This window comes from Pseudomonas sp. R3-18-08, assembly GCF_003852065.1.
In the GTDB taxonomy this organism is placed as follows: Bacteria; Pseudomonadota; Gammaproteobacteria; order Pseudomonadales; family Pseudomonadaceae; genus Aquipseudomonas.
Window position 1 is genome coordinate 4,451,945 of record NZ_CP027729.1, and the last position, 17,075, is coordinate 4,469,019.

General features: G+C 59.4%; 18 protein-coding genes. 7 read left to right on the plus strand and 11 right to left on the minus strand.

What is annotated here, in order from left to right; genetic code table 11:
- Positions 1–45 precede the first annotated feature (45 nt).
- Positions 46–972, minus strand: a complete 927-nt coding sequence (locus C4J92_RS20425; protein ID WP_124405089.1) for an aliphatic sulfonate ABC transporter substrate-binding protein — start codon at positions 970–972, stop codon at positions 46–48.
- Positions 973–1,178: 206 nt separating this feature from the next.
- On the opposite strand from C4J92_RS20425, the gene C4J92_RS20430 reads away from it, so the two are divergent.
- A complete protein-coding gene (locus C4J92_RS20430; protein ID WP_124405090.1) occupies positions 1,179–1,577 on the plus strand; it encodes a GNAT family N-acetyltransferase in 399 nt (132 codons plus the stop codon).
- Between the two features lie 159 nt (positions 1,578–1,736).
- Here C4J92_RS20430 and def read toward each other — a convergent pair whose 3' ends face one another.
- From def to C4J92_RS20445, 3 genes are all read right to left on the minus strand, one after another.
- Positions 1,737–2,276: a peptide deformylase gene (gene def / locus C4J92_RS20435; protein ID WP_124371649.1), complete on the minus strand. Its 540-nt coding sequence runs from the start codon at positions 2,274–2,276 to the stop codon at positions 1,737–1,739.
- Complete coding sequence (locus C4J92_RS20440) at positions 2,273–3,229, minus strand: YihY/virulence factor BrkB family protein (RefSeq protein WP_124405091.1); 957 nt, start codon at positions 3,227–3,229, stop codon at positions 2,273–2,275. Before C4J92_RS20440 ends, def begins: the two co-directional genes overlap by 4 nt.
- A 180-nt stretch (positions 3,230–3,409) precedes the next feature.
- Positions 3,410–3,595 carry a CsbD family protein gene (locus tag C4J92_RS20445; protein WP_124405092.1) on the minus strand — a complete coding sequence of 62 codons (186 nt, stop codon included), beginning with the start codon at positions 3,593–3,595 and terminating at the stop codon, positions 3,410–3,412.
- A 200-nt stretch (positions 3,596–3,795) separates the two neighbouring features.
- Here C4J92_RS20445 and C4J92_RS20450 point away from each other — a divergent pair, with 200 nt between their 5' ends.
- Positions 3,796–4,173, plus strand: coding sequence for a hypothetical protein (locus C4J92_RS20450; protein ID WP_124405093.1), 378 nt, complete (start codon positions 3,796–3,798; stop codon positions 4,171–4,173).
- A gap of 115 nt (positions 4,174–4,288) precedes the next feature.
- On the opposite strand, the gene fadD1 is transcribed toward C4J92_RS20450, so the two are convergent.
- Together fadD1 and fadD2 are read right to left on the minus strand one after the other, a co-directional pair.
- Positions 4,289–5,980 (minus strand): long-chain-fatty-acid--CoA ligase FadD1, encoded by a 1,692-nt coding sequence (gene fadD1, locus C4J92_RS20455; RefSeq protein WP_124405094.1) that lies wholly within the window; start codon positions 5,978–5,980, stop codon positions 4,289–4,291.
- Positions 5,981–6,359: 379 nt separating this feature from the next.
- Positions 6,360–8,048: a long-chain-fatty-acid--CoA ligase FadD2 gene (fadD2, locus tag C4J92_RS20460; RefSeq protein WP_124405095.1), complete on the minus strand. Its 1,689-nt coding sequence runs from the start codon at positions 8,046–8,048 to the stop codon at positions 6,360–6,362.
- A gap of 212 nt (positions 8,049–8,260) precedes the next feature.
- Here fadD2 and C4J92_RS20465 point away from each other — a divergent pair, with 212 nt between their 5' ends.
- On the plus strand, positions 8,261–9,205 hold the full coding sequence (locus C4J92_RS20465; RefSeq protein ID WP_124405096.1) for an alpha/beta hydrolase: 945 nt from the start codon (positions 8,261–8,263) through the stop codon (positions 9,203–9,205).
- A gap of 57 nt (positions 9,206–9,262) precedes the next feature.
- On the plus strand, positions 9,263–9,733 hold the full coding sequence (locus C4J92_RS20470; RefSeq protein WP_034115694.1) for a MaoC family dehydratase: 471 nt from the start codon (positions 9,263–9,265) through the stop codon (positions 9,731–9,733).
- A gap of 73 nt (positions 9,734–9,806) precedes the next feature.
- Here the strand turns inward: C4J92_RS20470 and C4J92_RS20475 are convergent, their stop codons facing one another.
- Entirely contained in the window at positions 9,807–10,274 is a 468-nt protein-coding gene (locus tag C4J92_RS20475; RefSeq protein ID WP_124405097.1) for a PA2169 family four-helix-bundle protein, read from the minus strand.
- 204 nt (positions 10,275–10,478) lie between these two features.
- Here C4J92_RS20475 and C4J92_RS20480 point away from each other — a divergent pair, with 204 nt between their 5' ends.
- Entirely contained in the window at positions 10,479–10,715 is a 237-nt protein-coding gene (locus C4J92_RS20480; RefSeq protein ID WP_124405098.1) for a DUF3820 family protein, read from the plus strand.
- Between the two features lie 14 nt (positions 10,716–10,729).
- Positions 10,730–11,905 (plus strand): aminotransferase class V-fold PLP-dependent enzyme, encoded by a 1,176-nt coding sequence (locus tag C4J92_RS20485; RefSeq protein ID WP_124405099.1) that lies wholly within the window; start codon positions 10,730–10,732, stop codon positions 11,903–11,905.
- A gap of 202 nt (positions 11,906–12,107) precedes the next feature.
- Here C4J92_RS20485 and C4J92_RS20490 read toward each other — a convergent pair whose 3' ends face one another.
- Genes C4J92_RS20490 through zwf form a run of 3 tightly spaced genes read right to left on the minus strand, consistent with a single transcriptional unit; the run spans position 12,108 to position 14,957 of the window.
- Complete coding sequence (locus tag C4J92_RS20490; protein ID WP_069076884.1) at positions 12,108–12,773, minus strand: bifunctional 4-hydroxy-2-oxoglutarate aldolase/2-dehydro-3-deoxy-phosphogluconate aldolase; 666 nt, start codon at positions 12,771–12,773, stop codon at positions 12,108–12,110.
- Positions 12,774–12,790: 17 nt separating this feature from the next.
- On the minus strand, positions 12,791–13,504 hold the full coding sequence (gene pgl / locus C4J92_RS20495) for a 6-phosphogluconolactonase (protein ID WP_124405100.1): 714 nt from the start codon (positions 13,502–13,504) through the stop codon (positions 12,791–12,793).
- Positions 13,491–14,957 (minus strand): glucose-6-phosphate dehydrogenase, encoded by a 1,467-nt coding sequence (gene zwf, locus C4J92_RS20500; RefSeq protein WP_124364119.1) that lies wholly within the window; start codon positions 14,955–14,957, stop codon positions 13,491–13,493. Before zwf ends, pgl begins: the two co-directional genes overlap by 14 nt.
- A 220-nt stretch (positions 14,958–15,177) precedes the next feature.
- Here zwf and C4J92_RS20505 point away from each other — a divergent pair, with 220 nt between their 5' ends.
- Positions 15,178–16,038, plus strand: coding sequence for a MurR/RpiR family transcriptional regulator (locus tag C4J92_RS20505; RefSeq protein WP_170039859.1), 861 nt, complete (start codon positions 15,178–15,180; stop codon positions 16,036–16,038).
- Positions 16,039–16,173: 135 nt separating this feature from the next.
- Here C4J92_RS20505 and C4J92_RS20510 read toward each other — a convergent pair whose 3' ends face one another.
- Positions 16,174–17,019, minus strand: coding sequence for a D-hexose-6-phosphate mutarotase (locus tag C4J92_RS20510; protein WP_124368116.1), 846 nt, complete (start codon positions 17,017–17,019; stop codon positions 16,174–16,176).
- Positions 17,020–17,075 lie beyond the last annotated feature (56 nt).

Sequence of the window (17,075 nt, forward strand, 5' to 3'; positions counted from 1 at the left end):
AGGTAATCAAGCAGTGGCGAGGGAGCCGCTCCCTCGCCACAGGGCTTATGGACCTTTGAACACAACCTGCTGCACATCGACCTTTTTCGGGATCAAGCCATTGGCGAAAAACAAATCGGCGGTGCGTTGCTGATTGGCGATGTCGACCGCCTGCAGCGGCCGGATCGGCTCGGGCGAGCGGTGCTCGAAGTAGCGTTTGACCACCGCCGGTTGCAGGCCCAGGGTCTTGGCCATCAGCGCGATGCTGTCTTCGGGTTGGTCCAGGGACAGACGCTGCGCCTTGCCGAGGGTTTGCAGGATGGTGGCAATGGCCTGGGGATTTTGCCGGGCAAACGCGCTGCTGGTCACGAAGAAGCTGCCGGCCGGATTAAGGCCTTCACCAGTGCCCAACACGCGGGCGGCACCGTCGACCACGGCAGCCGAGTAGTAAGGGTCCCACACCACCCAGGCGTCCACCTTGCCTTGCTCGAATGCGGCGCGCCCGTCGGAGGGCGACAGGTACACCACGTTCACATCTTTCCACTGCAAACCGGCGCGCAGCAGGCTCTTGAGGAACAGGTTGTGCGCACTGGAACCCTTGAGCAGCGCCACGCGCTTGCCTTTGAGTTCGGCCACGCTCTGAATGGGGCTGGCTTGAGGCACCAGCACGGCTTCGGTTTTGCCCTCATTCGGCTCGACGGCGATGTACTGCAATTCAATCCCGGCGGCCTGGGCAAAAATGGGTGGGATGTCGCCGATATTGCCGATGTCCAGGCTGCCGGCGTTCAGCGCCTCGATCAGCGGCGGGCCACCGAGAAACTCAGTCCACTGCACCTGGGTGCCGGGCAGCGCGGCTTCGAACAGCTTGTGTTCACGGGCGAGGACCATGCTTACCGAGCTTTTCTGATAGCCAATGCGCAGCGTGGATGGATCGGCGGCCAGTGCCTTGGCGGCGACCAGAGAAAGAACAGCGACAGCAATCATTTTCAGCATAAGAGCGCTTCCTTGACCTTGACGGCGGGTGCGGTTGGGCACGGTATGTCGGGTGCTTCGAAGCAGCGATCCTAGCAAGCCCTCTTATTCATTAATAATATTAAAAAGTCATCTATTTATAACTTTATATACGGACTCGCAGGCCGATGTCTGCGCCCTGCCGGCAACGGCTACAATGCCCGTCTCGCCCTTTCATTGGTTTGAACATGCACATCGAACGCTTGGCAGCGCCGCTATGGCCGCTGCTGAACAAGTTTTACCGCAGCCACAACTCGTCGATGAAGGCGCTCAAGGACGGGCAGTTGTGGGTGGCGAGGGACACGCAGATCGTTGCCGGGTTATGCCTGACCCCCGTGGTCGGTGGGCAATGGCTGACCGGCGTTTTCGTTGACCCGGCTTATCGCGGTCAGGGGCTGGCGGCGCGTTTGATTCAACAGGCGGTGGCGGGTGTGGACGGCACGGTCTGGCTGTTGTGCCATCCGGACCTTGAAACGCTGTACCAGCGCATGGGTTTTTCCCAGGACACGGTGTTGCCGCAATCGCTCAGTGAGCGGTTGGTGCGCTACAAGCGCAACAAACCGATGATCGCGATGGGCCTTCGATAACCTGGATGGCTTGCGCCCGATAGCGGTGGGTAGGAGCGAGCTTGCTCGCGAAAAACTCACAGGCACCGCGTTCATTCAGCAAGCACGCGTTATCGTTGACGTTTTTCGCGAGCAAGCTCGCTCCTACAGAGGGCAAGCCCCCTTGCTATAGCCTGCTGATCATTCGTCGGCGGTTGGGTCCATTTCCGGGAACAGCACTTCGATAAACCCGAACTTGCTGAAGTCAGTAATCCGCGACGGGTACAACCGCCCGATCAGGTGATCGCACTCATGCTGCACCACCCGTGCATGGAAGCCGTCGGCGAAGCGTACGATCGGCTCGCCCTTGGGGTCGAAGCCTTCGTAGCGGATCTGCTGATAGCGGTCCACGGCGCCGCGCAGGCCGGGGACGGACAGGCAGCCCTCATACCCCTCTTCCAGCACCGGGCTGAGCGGTGTGATCAACGGGTTGATCAGGATGGTCTGCGGTACCGGTGGGGCCTCCGGGTAGCGTTCGCTGGCCTCGAAACCAAAGATCACCAATTGCAGGTCCACACCGATCTGCGGCGCAGCCAGGCCGACGCCGCCCACGTGTTCCATGGTCTGGAACATGTCGTCGATCAGTTGCCACAGCTCGGGGCTGTCGAACATTTCCGGCGGCACTGGCGGGGCGATGCGCAGCAGACGTTCATCGCCCATTTTCAGGATTTCACGGATCATTGATCAGGCTCAACGGTGAGAGGCTTGGAATGGTCCCGGCCCAGGCCTGAGACATGTTGTTTTTCACCGGCATGGCCCGGTTCGTCGATTTCTTTTTCGCCGGGGTCCTTGCCTTCGGCGGACATGTGTTCGATCACGGCGTTCATTTCCGCGCCGAGCAACAGCACAGCGGCGGAAATATAGAAGTACAAGAGCAACACGATGATCGCGCCGATACTGCCGTACATGGCGTTGTAGTCGGCGAAGGTTTTAACGTAGTAGCCAAAGCCGAGGGAAGCGACGATCCACACCACCACCGCCAATACGGAACCGGGGGTGATAAAGCGAAACTCCTGTTCGACATCCGGCATCACGTAATACATGAGGGCCACGGCAAACATCAGCAGGATCACGATCAGCGGCCAGCGCAGGATGGTCCACAGCGTGACGACAAATTCCTGCATACCGATCTGCCCCGCCAGCCATTCCATCACCTGCGGGCCGAGCACCATCAGCGCGGCGGCGGCCAGCAGCATGCCGGCGATGCCGACGGTGTAGAAAATCGACAGCGGGAAACGCTTCCAGATCGGCCGCCCCTCCACCACGTCATAGGCAGCATTCATCGCGCTCATCATCAGGCGTACGCCAGCGGAGGCGGTCCAAAGGGCGATCACGATACCTACCGAGAGCAGCCCGCCCTTGGATTGCTGCAACTGGTCGATCACCGGGTTGACCTGCTCCAGCGCCTGGGGCGGCAATACCAGCTCAGACTGCAAGCGCAGCCAGGTGAAGAAGTCCGGCAGATGCAGGAAACCGATCAGGGCAATCAGGAACAACAGGAAGGGAAACAACGAGAACAGCATCTGGTAGGCCAACGCCGAGGCGTAGGTGGGCATCTCGTCGTCGACGAATTCCGTAACGGTGCGCACCAGCACCTTGTGCAGCTTGAGACCATCGAGTACCGGAAAAATCATAGCGTCTCCTTTCGCCGCAAAGAGGGTGAGGTCGCGGGCGACTCAGGGGCCGTTTTCTACATCAAAGTAGCCCATTTGGCGACTTTGAAACAATTTCTAAACTTTAGTTGCAGCCTTGGATACAAAAACGGCCATCCGTAGATGGCCGTCGGGCTGCTGGGATGGGCCAGCCGGACCGTCTTACTCGGTCGCTTTTTTCACTGCGTCCTTGGTCTTGCCCACTGCCTGCTGAGTTTCGCCTTTCTTTTCCTGGATCACGCCTTCAGCACGCATTTTGTCGTTGTCCGTCGCCTTGCCGACACCTTGCTTGATGTTACCGACGGCTTCATTAGCTACGCCTTTTACCTTATCGGAAGTGCTGCCCATGGTATTACTCCTGATAACTATCAAATGGTTTGAGGTCACTACGTAGCGGTTGACTCGAAGCCAAGCGACAGAGTTTCAATTATTTTTCAGTGCGCATTTCATCGAAAGGGGCAGGTTTGCCTTTATGTTTTGCGGCCAACCCACGAGAATGCCCGGCAGATTCAGGCTCGAACGCTGAATAACAGATCCGTAGGAAGGTTATGAAACTCAATAAAACACAGGCCATCGCCCGCAGAAACCAGGAACTGGGCGGTGCCGTACTCGGCGTCAACAACTGCCATTTCACCGACCTGGACTCCAAACGCAACATCTGGTGGTTCGACTTGCCAGTGGCGCGGATTGGCGTGGGCCAGTACGAGTGGATCCACCTGTTGATGCACAACGCCGAGACTGACCGACTGCTGCACCTGAAAGTGCCAACGGCGTTCCTGCGCGAGAACCTCGAAGGGCTGGTGGTGCGCAATGCCGGCAAGCGCAAGCCGGAAATCACCCTGGAACTGAGCGCCGACAAGGACTCGTTCCTCAAGGACGTGCGCCCTGCCGGTGCGGGGATCAGCTTTGCGCAGTTCGCCCTGTAATAACGCAGTCATAAATGTGGGAGGGGGCTTGCTCCCGATAGCTAAGTGTCAGTCACGTTATCTGCGACTGGCCCACCGCTATCGGGAGCAAGCCCCCTCCCACATTTGAAGTGCGTTACTTTTTGAAACCGAGTTTCTTCAGTTCTTCATCGCGCAATTCACGCCGCAGAATCTTGCCCACATTGGTGGTCGGCAGCGCGTCGCGAAATTCGACGGCCTTGGGCACCTTGTAGCCGGTGACGTTGGCGCGCATGTGTTCCATCACCTGCTCCTTGGTCAGGGTGGCGCCTGGCTTGACCACGATGAACAGCTTGATGTGCTCCCCGGACTTTTCATCCGGCACGCCGATGGCCGCGCACTGCAACACGCCCGGCAGGCCTGTGAGCACGTCTTCCAGCTCGTTGGGGTACACGTTGAAACCCGAGACCAGGATCATGTCTTTCTTGCGGTCGACAATACGCATGTAGCCGTCGGGCTGGATGATCGCGATGTCGCCGGTCTTCAGCCAGCCTTCGCTGTCGAGCATCTCGTCGGTAGCGTCCTGGCGCTGCCAGTAGCCCTTCATGACCTGGGGGCCCTTCACGCACAGCTCGCCGGTTTCGCCCAGCGGCAGCTCGGTGCCGTCGTCGGCGATCACTTTACACACGGTGGATGGCACCGGGATGCCAATGGTGCCGATCTGGATATGCTGGATCGGGTTGACCGTGGCCACCGGGCTGGTCTCGGTCATGCCGTACCCTTCGCAGATGCCACAACCGGTCACGGCCTTCCAGCGTTCGGCCGCCGCCAGCTGCAGCGCCATGCCGCCTGACAGGGTGACCTTCAGCGCGGAGAAATCCAGCTTGCGGAAAGCTTCGTTGTTGCACAGCGCCACGAACAGGGTATTAAGGCCGACAAAGCCGCTGAACTTCCACTTCGAGAGTTCCTTGACCATCGCCGGCAGGTCGCGCGGGTTGCTGATCAGGATATTGTGGTTGCCGATCAGCATCATCGCCATGCAATGAAAGGTAAACGCATAGATGTGATACAGAGGCAGCGGCGTGATCAGTATCTCGCACCCTTCATTGAGGTTGGAGCCCATCAGCGCCTTGCATTGCAGCATGTTGGCGACCAGGTTGCGATGGGTGAGCATCGCGCCCTTGGCCACGCCGGTGGTGCCGCCGGTGTATTGCAGCACCGCCACATCGCCGCTGGCCGGGTTGGCATCGCTGACCGCCTGGCCCTGCCCCTTGGCCAGCACGTCATTGAACTTGATCGCTTGCGGCAAATGATAGGCCGGGACCATTTTTTTCACGTACTTGATCACGCTGTTGATCAACAGGCGCTTGAACGGCGACAGCAGGTCGGCCACTTCGGTCACGATCACGTGTTTGACCGCAGTCTTGGGCACGACTTTTTCAGCCAGGTGCGCCATGTTGGCCAGGCAAACCAGGGCCTTGGCCCCGGAGTCATTGAATTGGTGTTCCATTTCCCGCGCGGTGTACAGCGGGTTGGTGTTGACCACGATCAGCCCGGCACGGATGGCGCCGAATACAGCGACCGGGTATTGCAGGACATTGGGCAGTTGCACGGCGATTCGGTCGCCAGGCTTCAAGTCGGTATGCTGTTGCAGGTAGGCGGCGAATGCGCCGGACAATTCGTACAGTTCACCGTAGGTGATGGTCTTGCCCAGGTTGCTGAAAGCCGGTTTGTTGGCGAAGCGCTGGCAGGACTGCTTCAGTACCGCCTGAATATTCGGATACTCGTCTGGATTGATTTGTGCAGCAATCCCGGCGGGGTACTTATCCTTCCAAAAGTCTTCGTTCATGGAAGCCCACTCCTCAGCGACGCGAATTCATCATCGCATTTGATGCGATTATTATTGGTGTATGTTTTTTTAAGGTGAATCTGGCGCTTCAAGCAGGCCTAGACGTCACAAAGCGCGCCGAGAGTAGCAGCTTTGCCAAGGGCCGACTAGAGCCAAAAGAGGGCCCCACGGTCACTAACACGACTGTCCTACAATAATTGGTCACACTTTTAACGCAGGCAAAATAACCCACTGAAAGGCTCTGGAACAGGGCTTTGCGGGCAATACAAAACAATGTGGGAGGGGGCTTGCTCCCGATAGCGGAGTGTCAGTCACTGCATCTGTGCCTGAACACCGCAATCGGGAGCAAGCCCCCTCCCACATTTTGTAGCTATTCGGTTCAGGCGATGTCGCGCAGCTCCCGCCGCAGGATTTTCCCCACCGGCGTCATCGGCAACGAATCCCTGAGCACAATGTGCTTGGGCACTTTGTACCCCGTGAAGTTGGTCTTGCAGTAGGCCTTCAATTCCTCAAGGCTCACACCTTCGGCACGCGCGACCACAAACAGCTTCACCGCTTCCCCCGTGCGCTCATCCGGCACGCCGATCACCGCGCAGTTGGCCACGGCCGGGTGGGCCATCACCACGTCTTCGATCTCATTGGGGTAAACGTTGAAACCCGAGACGATGATCAGGTCTTTCTTGCGGTCGACGATGCGTATAAAGCCGTCGGTATCGATCACGGCGATATCGCCGGTCTTGAGCCATCCCTCGGCATCCAGCGCCTCGGCCGTGGCCGCCGGTTGCTGCCAATAGCCCTTCATCACCTGCGGGCCCTTGATGCACAGTTCGCCGCGCTCGCCCAACGGCAATTCAGCGCCCTCGTCGTCGACCACCTTCATGGCCGTGGCCGGCACCGGAATGCCTACTGTGCCCAGCCGCGATTGATTGCCATAGGGGTTGGTGCTGGCTACTGGTGAGGTTTCGGTCAGGCCGTAGCCCTCGCCGATTGCACACCCGGTGATCTGCTGCCAACGCTCGGCGGTGGCCTTGATCAGCGCCGTGCCGCCGGAATTGGTCAACTTGAGATGGGAAAAGTCCAGGCTCTTGAAGTCCGGATGCTCCATCAGCGCCACAAACAACGTGTTGAGCCCCAGCAGCCCGGTGAAGCGCCACTTCTTCAGTTCCTTGATGAACCCGCCGATGTCGCGCGGGTTGGTGATCAGCACGTTGTGGTTGCCGGACACCATCATGCACATGCAGTTCGCGGTGAACGCATAGATGTGGTACAGCGGCAGCGGCGCAATCATCACCTCCTGCCCTTCCTTGATCAGCGGATGGCCGTCATCCCCCAGTTGCGACATGCACGCCCGCGCCTGCTGCATATTCGCTACCAGATTGCCGTGGGTGAGCATCGCGCCCTTGGCCTGGCCGGTGGTGCCGCCGGTGTATTGCAGCACGGCGATATCCTCAAGGCTCACCGGATGTCGCGTCACGCCCAGGCCTGCGCCCATGTGCAAGGCGCGCTTGAACGACACCGCACGCGGCAGGTGGTAGGCCGGGACCATCTTCTTGACTTTGTCGACTACCGTGTTGACCAGCCAGCCTTTGGCGGCGGGCATGAAATCGCCCATCCTGGCTTCGATCAGGTAGTCGATTTCGGTGTCGGTACACACCTCCTGTACCCGCGAACCGAACAGGTTGAGGTAGACCAGCGCACGCACGCCGGCGTCCTTGAACTGATGGCGCATTTCACGCGGGGTGTACAACGGGTTGGTATTGACCACAATCAGCCCGGCGCGCAGTGCGCCAAAAACCGCAATCGGGTAATGCAACACGTTGGGCATCTGTACCGCGATGCGCTCGCCGGGCTTGAGGTCGGTGTGCTGCTGCAGGTAACCGGCGAACGCCGCACTCTGGCGCTCAAGCTCGGCGTAGGTCAGGGTAATGCCCATGTTGCTGAACGCCGGACGGTCGGCAAAGGTCTTGCAGGAACGCTCGAAGACTTCGATCACTGACTGATAGGCAGTAAGGTCGATGGCGTTGGGCACACCCGCCGCGCGTTTGTCATTCCAAAAATCAGGTTGCATTATTCTTGTCCTCTTTACCTGAGTGTGTCCGGCCGCTTTTCTATGCAGCTACAAAGAGCGGAGCTTTGAGGACGTTAGCAGTAATGACCAAACAGGCAATACACTGAACTGTGTCATTGATTGTATGAATCTTGTCGCTGAGGCGTAGGCAGATACCTCGCGCCCCACTAGATGAGCTATACACTGCAACGACCCTGCGCAAAGGAACCGCCATGAACCACAGCACTTTCTGGCTGACCGCGAACGACCAAACTCGCCTGTACGTCAATCAATGGATGCCCGCCGAGCCCCCCAGGGCCCTGGTGATGCTGTCCCATGGCATGGCCGAGCACAGTGGCCGCTATGGGCGCCTGGCGCAGGCGTTGTGCGCCGCCGGCTATGGTGTGTATGCGCTGGACCAACGTGGCCATGGCCGTACCGCCGACGAAGGCACCTTGGGGCTGTACGCCGAAGAGGATGGCTGGAACAAAGTGGTGGGCGACCTGGCCAGCCTTAACCAGCACATCGGCCAGCAGCAACCGGGGCTGCCGATTATTTTGCTCGGCCACAGCATGGGCAGCTATATCGCCCAGGCCTATCTGCTGCATCACAGCGCCAGCCTGCATGGGGCGATACTCAGCGGTTCGAATTTCCAGCCGGTGGCGTTGTATCGCGCGGCACGGGCGATTGCCCGTATCGAGCGCGCGCGCCAGGGTAAGCGCGGGCGTAGCGCATTGATTGACTTTCTGTCGTTCGGCTCCTTCAACAAAGCGTTCAAACCCAATCGCACCACCTTCGACTGGCTCAGCCGCGACCCGGTTGAAGTCGACCAATACATTCATGACCCGCTTTGCGGTTTCCGCTGCACCAACCAGCTGTGGGTCGACCTGCTCGGCGGCTTGCAGCAAATCAGCAAAGCGTCCAATCTCGCGCAGATCGATCCGGGCCTGCCAATTCTGATAATCGGCGGCGAATGTGATCCGGTGAGTGAAGGCAAGCGTCTCAAAAGCCTGGCCCATGCCCTGCGCGACGCGGGCTGCCAGCACCTGCAATTGACGCTCTACCCGCAGGCACGTCATGAAGTGTTCAATGAAACCAACCGCGACGACGTCACCGCGGATGTGCTGACGTGGCTCGAGCACGCCCTGACAGTGCGCAGGCCCACCCGCTGCGAATAATTTTTCGTTTAAAATCAGCCAATTAAATTATCGATTAGCCACAGGATGCACGTTTAGATGACCCAGGTAACCAACACCCCCTACGAGGCCCTTGAAGTCGGCCAGACCGCCAGCTTCAGCAAGACTGTCGAAGAACGCGATATCCAGTTGTTCGCCGCCATGTCCGGCGATCACAACCCAGTGCACCTGGATGCCGAGTATGCCAAGGCGACCATGTTCAAGGAGCGTATCGCCCATGGCATGTTCAGCGGTGCGCTGATCAGCGCGGCGGTAGCCTGCGAACTGCCCGGCCCGGGCACGATTTATATCGGCCAGCAGATGAGCTTTCAAAAGCCGGTCAAGATCGGCGACACCCTCACCGTGCGCCTGGAAATCCTGGAGAAGCTGCCCAAGTTCCGTGTACGCATTGCCACGCGCGTGTTCAACCAGCGCGATGAGTTGGTAGTGGATGGCGAAGCGGAGATTCTTGCCCCGCGCAAACAGCAAGTAGTGACCTTGACCGAATTGCCGCCAATCAGCATTGGCTGAAAATGACGCAATACAAATGTGGGAGGGGGCTTGCCCCCTCCCACATTGTTTTTACAGCATGTACAACCTAGGCTTACGACTGAGCGCGAGCCTGGTTACGCAGGGCTTTAACCTGGTCGTGGTTGCGCTGCACGCCGTGGTACTGACGCTCAACCAAGTCACGAATGCCCAGCAGGTTGTGCTTGTTGATCTTCTCGATCGCTTCCTTGTAAGCCTTCAGTGCGTGGTCTTCACCGCGCTCGGCTTCGTTCAGCACCGATTCTTCGTCCTTACCGGTCACCATCGACTTCACGTCAACCCAACCACGGTGCACAGCACCGGCCACGCTGCCGGATTCTTTCGGCTCGCCACCCAGGGCACGCACGGCGGTTTTCAGTTCGGCGGCGGCAGTGGCGCAATCGGCGGAACGCTTGACGAACAGGGCTTTGAGCTCTGGGTGCTTGATGTCTTCAGCGCACTCCTGGAAACCCTTTTGGCCGTCGATGCTGATTTCGATCAGGTCGTTCAGTACGGAGATGGATTCTTTATTGATGTCAGTCATTTTTCAATTCCTTATGTGGGTTGAGAAAGTTGTCTTAATGATTGCAGTGCCCGTGCCAGGTTTTGAAAAATTACTTATTTGTTTTATTTCAATGACTTACGAATTATTGAACCATCTGTATCGACGTTATTTGCATGATCTGTCATTTGGCCTTCATGCAGAATGCCTGTATTTTCCCGGCTATCGAATCAAACGCTGAAGCCCATGAACCCCGAAAAACTCGAATTGCTGATCATCCGCGAAATGCCCTTCGGCAAATACAAAGGACGGATCATCGCCGACTTGCCCGGCCCCTACCTGAACTGGTTCGCTCGTGAAGGTTTTCCCCACGGGGAACTGGGCGGCTTACTGGCACTGATGCAGGAAATCGACCACAACGGCTTGTCCGAATTACTTGAACCGCTGCGCGTTAAACACGGTAAACCCGCCCCTCGCCATTAATTAGGAGCCTCGCCATGCCAAGGAATGCAAACAACGAACGTCACTGGCAGGCCATCGCCCAGCGCTATGAGCTGGAGCCGGGCCCGATCAATCTGGAAAACGGCTACTTCGGGCGCATGAGCCGTGCTGTCCAGGCCCAGTACCTGGAACACGTTGCCTTCATCAACCGCAGCAACTCGGTGTATGTGCGTCAGCGTTTCGAGCAAGGGGAAAATCTGGAGATTCGTCGCCAACTGGCCGCTTTGATCGATGCAGACCCGGACTCGGTGGCCTTCACCCGCAACGCCACTGAAGCCTTGCAGTCGCTGATCCGCAACTACAACCGCCTGCAACCCGGCGACCAGGTGCTGATCAGTGACTTGGAGTACGACACGGTCAAAGGCGCGATGCGCTGGCTGGCCGGCGTGCGCGGTGTCGAAGTGATCGAGATTTCCCACGCTCACCCGGCCAGTTTCGACAGCCTCGTGCAGACCTATCGCGATACCTTCATTCAGTACCCGCGCTTGAAGCTGATGGCGCTGACCCATGTTACGCACCGCACCGGCCTGGTGATGCCGGTGGCGGCGATCGCCAAGGCTGCGCGTGAACACGAGGTCGATGTGATCCTCGACGGCGCCCACGCTCTCGGCCAGATCGATTTCAACCTGGCCGAACTGGGCATTCAGTTCGCCGGCTTCAACTTGCACAAATGGATCGGCGCCCCGCTGACCCTGGGCTTTCTCTACATCGCCCCCGAGCGCCTGGCGGATATCGACCCGGACATGGGTGAATTCCACTACCCTGCCACGGATGTGCGTGCGCGTACGTCCTACAGCACGCCGAACTTTCCGGCACTGATGAGCCTGCCGTTGGTGTTTGAAGAACACCGGCAATTGGGCGGCGCAGCGGCTAAAGGTGCACGGGTCAATTACCTGCGCAATCTATGGGTGAGCCAGGTGCGGGCTTTGCCGGGAATTGAAGTGCTGACGCCGGATGATCCGAGGCTGTATTGCGGAATTACCGCGTTCAAGTTCATTGGGCGCGATCAGCAGGTGATGGTCGACAGGTTGCTCAAGGAGTATGACGTGTTCACCACGACCCGCTCAGGCGCGGCGTTTGGCACCTGTATTCGGGTAACTCCGGGGTTGGTGACCACGGCTACGGACATCAATGTGTTGGTGCATGCAATTACCCAGCTCAACACAGATTAAACTGTGGGAGGGGGCTTGCTCCCGATAGCGGTGTATCAGTCACCACATGTATTGACTGAACCACTGCAATCGGGAGCAAGCCCCCTCCCACATTGGTTTTGTGGAGTTCTTCAGGTTTCTACAGGCAAAAAAAAGCGGTACACCGACCAAGTGCACCGCAAAAATGCCGTTAAGCACAGCAACAACGATTCGATAAATCAGATCAATCCAGCAGCGCCAGCGCCTCGGCGGTGACTTCCTGGATACGCGCCCAATCGCCGTTCTTGACCCACTCAGGATCAAGCATCCAGCTACCGCCCACGCACATCACGTTTTTCAAGGCCATGTAGCTTTTGATGTTGGCCGGGCCGACGCCGCCGGTCGGGCAGAATTTCACTTCGCCGAACGGGCCGCCCAAGGCCTTGATCGCCGCCACGCCGCCGCTGACTTCCGCCGGGAACAGCTTGAAGCGGCGATAGCCCAGGCCGTAGCCTTCCATGATGCCGGAGGCATTGCTGATGCCAGGCAGCAGCGGGATCGGGCTGTGCACCGAGGCTTCCAGCAGGTCGCGGGTGATGCCGGGGGTGACGATGAACTGCGAGCCGGCCACTTCTGCCGCTTCGAGCATATGACGGTCCAGCACAGTGCCGGCACCGGTGCACAGTTCAGGGCGCTGCTCGCGCAACACCTGGATGGCCTTGAGGCCAAACTCGGAACGCAGGGTCACTTCCAGGGCGGTCAGGCCACCGGCAGCCAGGGCATCGGCCAGGGGCAGGATGTCCTGCTCGCGGGCGATGGTGATCACCGGCAGGATCCGCGCCTTGGCGCAGAGGCTGTCGATCAGGGCAACTTTATCCGCCATGGACACGGTCGGTTGAGGGCTTTTCATAGCGGCTGATCCTTGGCTCATGGGCACCAGTAAATCTCTAAAGTAGGTTGCAAAAACGCGCGAATCGGCATGGCGGCGACATCGTCACCGGCCAGCGCGGCGCTCAAGGTAGTCAACTTCGAACTGCCGGAAATCGACAGCACGGTGTAGTGGGCCGTGGCCAGCAATGCACGACTCATGGTCAGGCGCTGGTGCGGCACGGTCGGCGCCAGCATTGGCCAGCAACGGCGGGTGCCGTCGGCCTGCAACGCCTGGGCGAGGTTCGGGCTGTTGGGAAACAGCGATGCGGTGTGGCCGTCATCGCCCATGCCCAGCACCAGCACATCGATCGCCGGCAGTTCGGCCAGCAGGCGATCAGCCTGCTCGGCCGCCTCTTCAAGGTTGGCGGCCGCGCTGTACAGGCTCAAGAATTTCGCCTTGGCTGCCGGGCCCTGCAGCAGGTGCTGCTTTAACAAGCCGGCATTGCTGTCGGCATGCTCCACCGGCACCCAACGCTCGTCGGCCAGGGTGACCGTGACCTTGGACCAGTCCAGGGCTTGCCTGGCCAGGTTCTGGAAGAACGCCACCGGGCTGCGACCACCGGACACCACCAGGGTGGCCGCGCCACGGGCGCTGATGGCCGCTCGCAATTGTTCGGCCACGTCATTGGCCAGGCCGTCCGCCAACAGCACGGGCGTACGATACTCATGGGCAGTGACGCCCTGAGGCAGTTTCAATTCAGATATCGCCATACCACGACCTCCCATCCCGCGTGATCAGTGCAATCGAGCTCATCGGCCCCCAGGACCCCGCCGCGTACGGCTTGGGCGCATCACCGGATTTTTTCCACCCGGCGATCAACTGGTCACACCACTTCCACGCGGCTTCAATTTCATCTTTGCGAACAAACAGGTTCTGATTGCCGCGCATCACTTCCAGCAACAACCGCTCGTAGGCATCGGGAATCCGTGCGCTGCGATAGGTGTCGGAAAAATTCAGTTGCAGCGGCCCGCTGCGCAGTTGCATGCCCTTGTCCAGGCCCTGCTCTTTGGTCATCACGCGCAAGGAAATACCTTCGTCCGGCTGCAGGCGGATGATCAACTTGTTGCTGATCTGCAAGCGCTGCTCGGGGGCGAAGATATAGTGGGACGGTTCCTTGAAGTGGATGACGATCTGCGACAGCTTTTGCGGCATGCGCTTGCCGGTACGCAGGTAGAACGGCACCCCGGCCCAACGCCAGTTACGAATATCGGCCCGCAGGGCGACGAAGGTCTCGGTGTCGCTCTGGGTGTTGGAATTCTCTTCTTCCAGGTACCCCGGCACGGCTTTACCGGCGCTGTAGCCGGCAATGTACTGGCCGCGCACCACTTGGGTGGTCAGGCCTTCCGGGCTGATCGGCGCCAGGGCCTTGAGCACCTTGACCTTCTCGTCGCGAATGCTGTCGGCGGACAGATCAGCCGGCGGGTCCATGGCGATCAGGCACAGCAGCTGCAGCAGGTGGTTCTGGATCATGTCGCGCAGTTGGCCAGCCTTGTCGAAGTAGCCCCAACGGCCCTCGATGCCAACCTGCTCGGCCACGGTGATTTCCACGTGGGAAATGTAGTTCTGGTTCCATTGGGTTTCGAACAGGCTGTTGGCGAAACGCAAGGCGATCAGGTTCTGGACGGTTTCTTTGCCCAGGTAGTGGTCGATGCGGTAGGTGCGGTTTTCCGGGAAAAACTGCGCGACGGCGTCGTTGACCTTGCGCGAGGATTCCAGGTCCGAACCAATCGGCTTTTCCAGCACGACGCGGGTGTTTTCCGCCAGGCCGACCTTGGACAGGTTTTCGCAGATCGCGCCATACACGGCGGCCGGGGTGGCGAAGTAGGCGATCAGGCGCTGTTCGCTACCGACCTTTTCGGCAAGGGCGACGTAGTCGTCGGCCTTCATGAAGTCGACATGCACATACGCCAGGCGCGCCAGGAAACGCTGGGCAACGGCTTCGTCCAGCTCCTTGCCGACGTATTTGCGCAGTTCTGTTTCGATATGGGCCAGGTGCTGCTGCTCGGAACCGGCTTCGCGGGCCAGGGCCAGGATGCGCGTGTCATCGTGCAGCAAGCCGGCGCCATCGAGTTGATAGAGAGCAGGAAATAACTTGCGCAGCGCCAGATCACCCAAGGCGCCAAACAGGGCAAAGGTGCAGGGTTCTACGGTTATCAAAGGCATGATGTTTGTTCTTTTATCAAGTTAAGCTACAAATACCTTTTTTCAAGGCATCACTCAAGGAAAAATGTAGTAATAACCACAACATTTTCCGCAAATACGCATTGCGAGTGGTGGTGTTCGGCTACCCTCAGTAGGATAGGCCACCGCGAAAAGCCACTCATCGATTGGTTACCGCCTTTTTATTTGCATCGTCGCCCGAAGGAAAGACTGAATGGACCGCGTGCGAAATCTTCTGGAACAGATCCGGAACCGCCTCGAAGAATTGAACAAGGCCGAGAAAAAAGTCGCCGAGGTCATCCTGCTCAACCCGCAGCAGGCCACCCGCTTCTCGATCGCTGCCCTCGCCCAAGCCGCCTCGGTCAGTGAACCGACGGTCAACCGCTTCTGCCGTTCGTTCGGCGTCAGTGGTTACCCTGAACTTAAATTGCAGTTGGCGCAAAGCCTGGCCAGTGGCGCGGCGTATGTCAGCCGTGCCGTGGAAGCCGATGATAACCCGGAGGCCTACACCCAGAAGATCTTCGGCAGCGCCATCGCGTCCCTGGACAGTGCCTGCCAGGCCCTCGACCCAGCCCTGATCAGCAAGGCCGTGGATCTGTTGATCCAGGCGCGGCAGATTCACTTCTTCGGCCTGGGCGCCTCGGCCCCGGTGGCCATGGACGCGCTGCACAAGTTCTTCCGTTTCAACCTGGCGGTAACCGCCCACGCCGACGTGCTGATGCAACGCATGATCGCCTCAGTGGCGCATACCGGTGAGTTGTTCGTGATCATTTCCTACACCGGGCGTACCCGTGAGCTGGTGGAAGTGGCGCGTATCGCGCGGGAAAACGGCGCGTCGGTGCTGGGCGTAACGGCCGAGAACTCACCGTTGGCCAAGGCCAGCACGGTGAGCCTGAACATTCCGCTGCCGGAAGACACCGATATCTACATGCCGATGACCTCGCGGATCATTCAGCTGACGGTGCTGGATGTGCTGGCGACCGGGATGACGTTGCGCCGCGGAGTGGATTTCCAGCCGCATTTGCGCAAGATCAAAGAGAGCTTGAATGACAGCCGGTATCCGGTGGGGGATGAGTTCAACTGAGCCAGGATGTGATCGTTCCCACGCTCCGCGTGGGAATGCCTCTTGTGACGCTCCGCGTCACGGCATCAAGAGCAGACGCGGAGCGTCAAGGGCTGCATTCCCACGCGCAGCGTGGGAACGATCACAGCAGCACCACTAAATCCCAGCCCGAGCCTGCAAACTCAGATGCGCCCGCTCCCCCGGCGCCAGGCTCGCCCCGGCCATCGCCGACTCCACGCACACAAACCCCGACGCCTCGTTGAAGCTCACACCCAGCAACGGCCGGCTGCCGGGATGCCACACCACGGTGTCGGCGCTGTCGCCGGTGTCGATACACAGTTCCCGCTGCCACGCATGGTCCTTGAGGTGCAACTCACCCTCATGCTGGAACACCCGCTGACAGCCGCCATCCACCCGCAGTTCGCCTTCCTGCTGGCAAGCCTGGCGGTTGAGCTGGTCGTAACCTTGCGCTCCGTCGAGCCCAGACAGCGCTACCTCGTCAACGTGACCGATACGCCAGTAGGCGTGCAAAGCATGGCTCAACTGGCACGGCAGCTCATCCTGATGCTCGGTGCTCAGGCGCAGTTCCAGGGTTTCACCCAAATGCGCGTGCAGGTCCACCTGCCAGTCGCACAGCTGCAACTGCCAGTGCAGGCGCACGCCATCGTCTTCGGTGCTGCTGTCGAGCAGCTTCCAATCGATCAAGCGCGCCCAACCGTGGGAAGGCCACGCGTTTTCGCTGGGGTGGCGGCCATACCACGGCCAGCACACCGGCACGCCACCCCGGATGGCACCGACTTGCGGCCACTTGGCGGCGCACCACAGCCAGGGTTTCTGGCCGGTGGGCTGAAAGTGCAGCAATTGCGCGCCCTGGCGACTGAACACCGCCTGGCACAGCGGATGGTCGATCACCAACACGTCACGCATCTGGAAGCGCTCCCAGGCGAACACCGGACGCTCGCGCAAGGATTTGAAAAAACGTTGCAGCGGTTGCTCATGCATGTGCCACGGTCCTGAATATCACAGTGCAACCCAAAAAAAAGCGGATAGCCATGGCT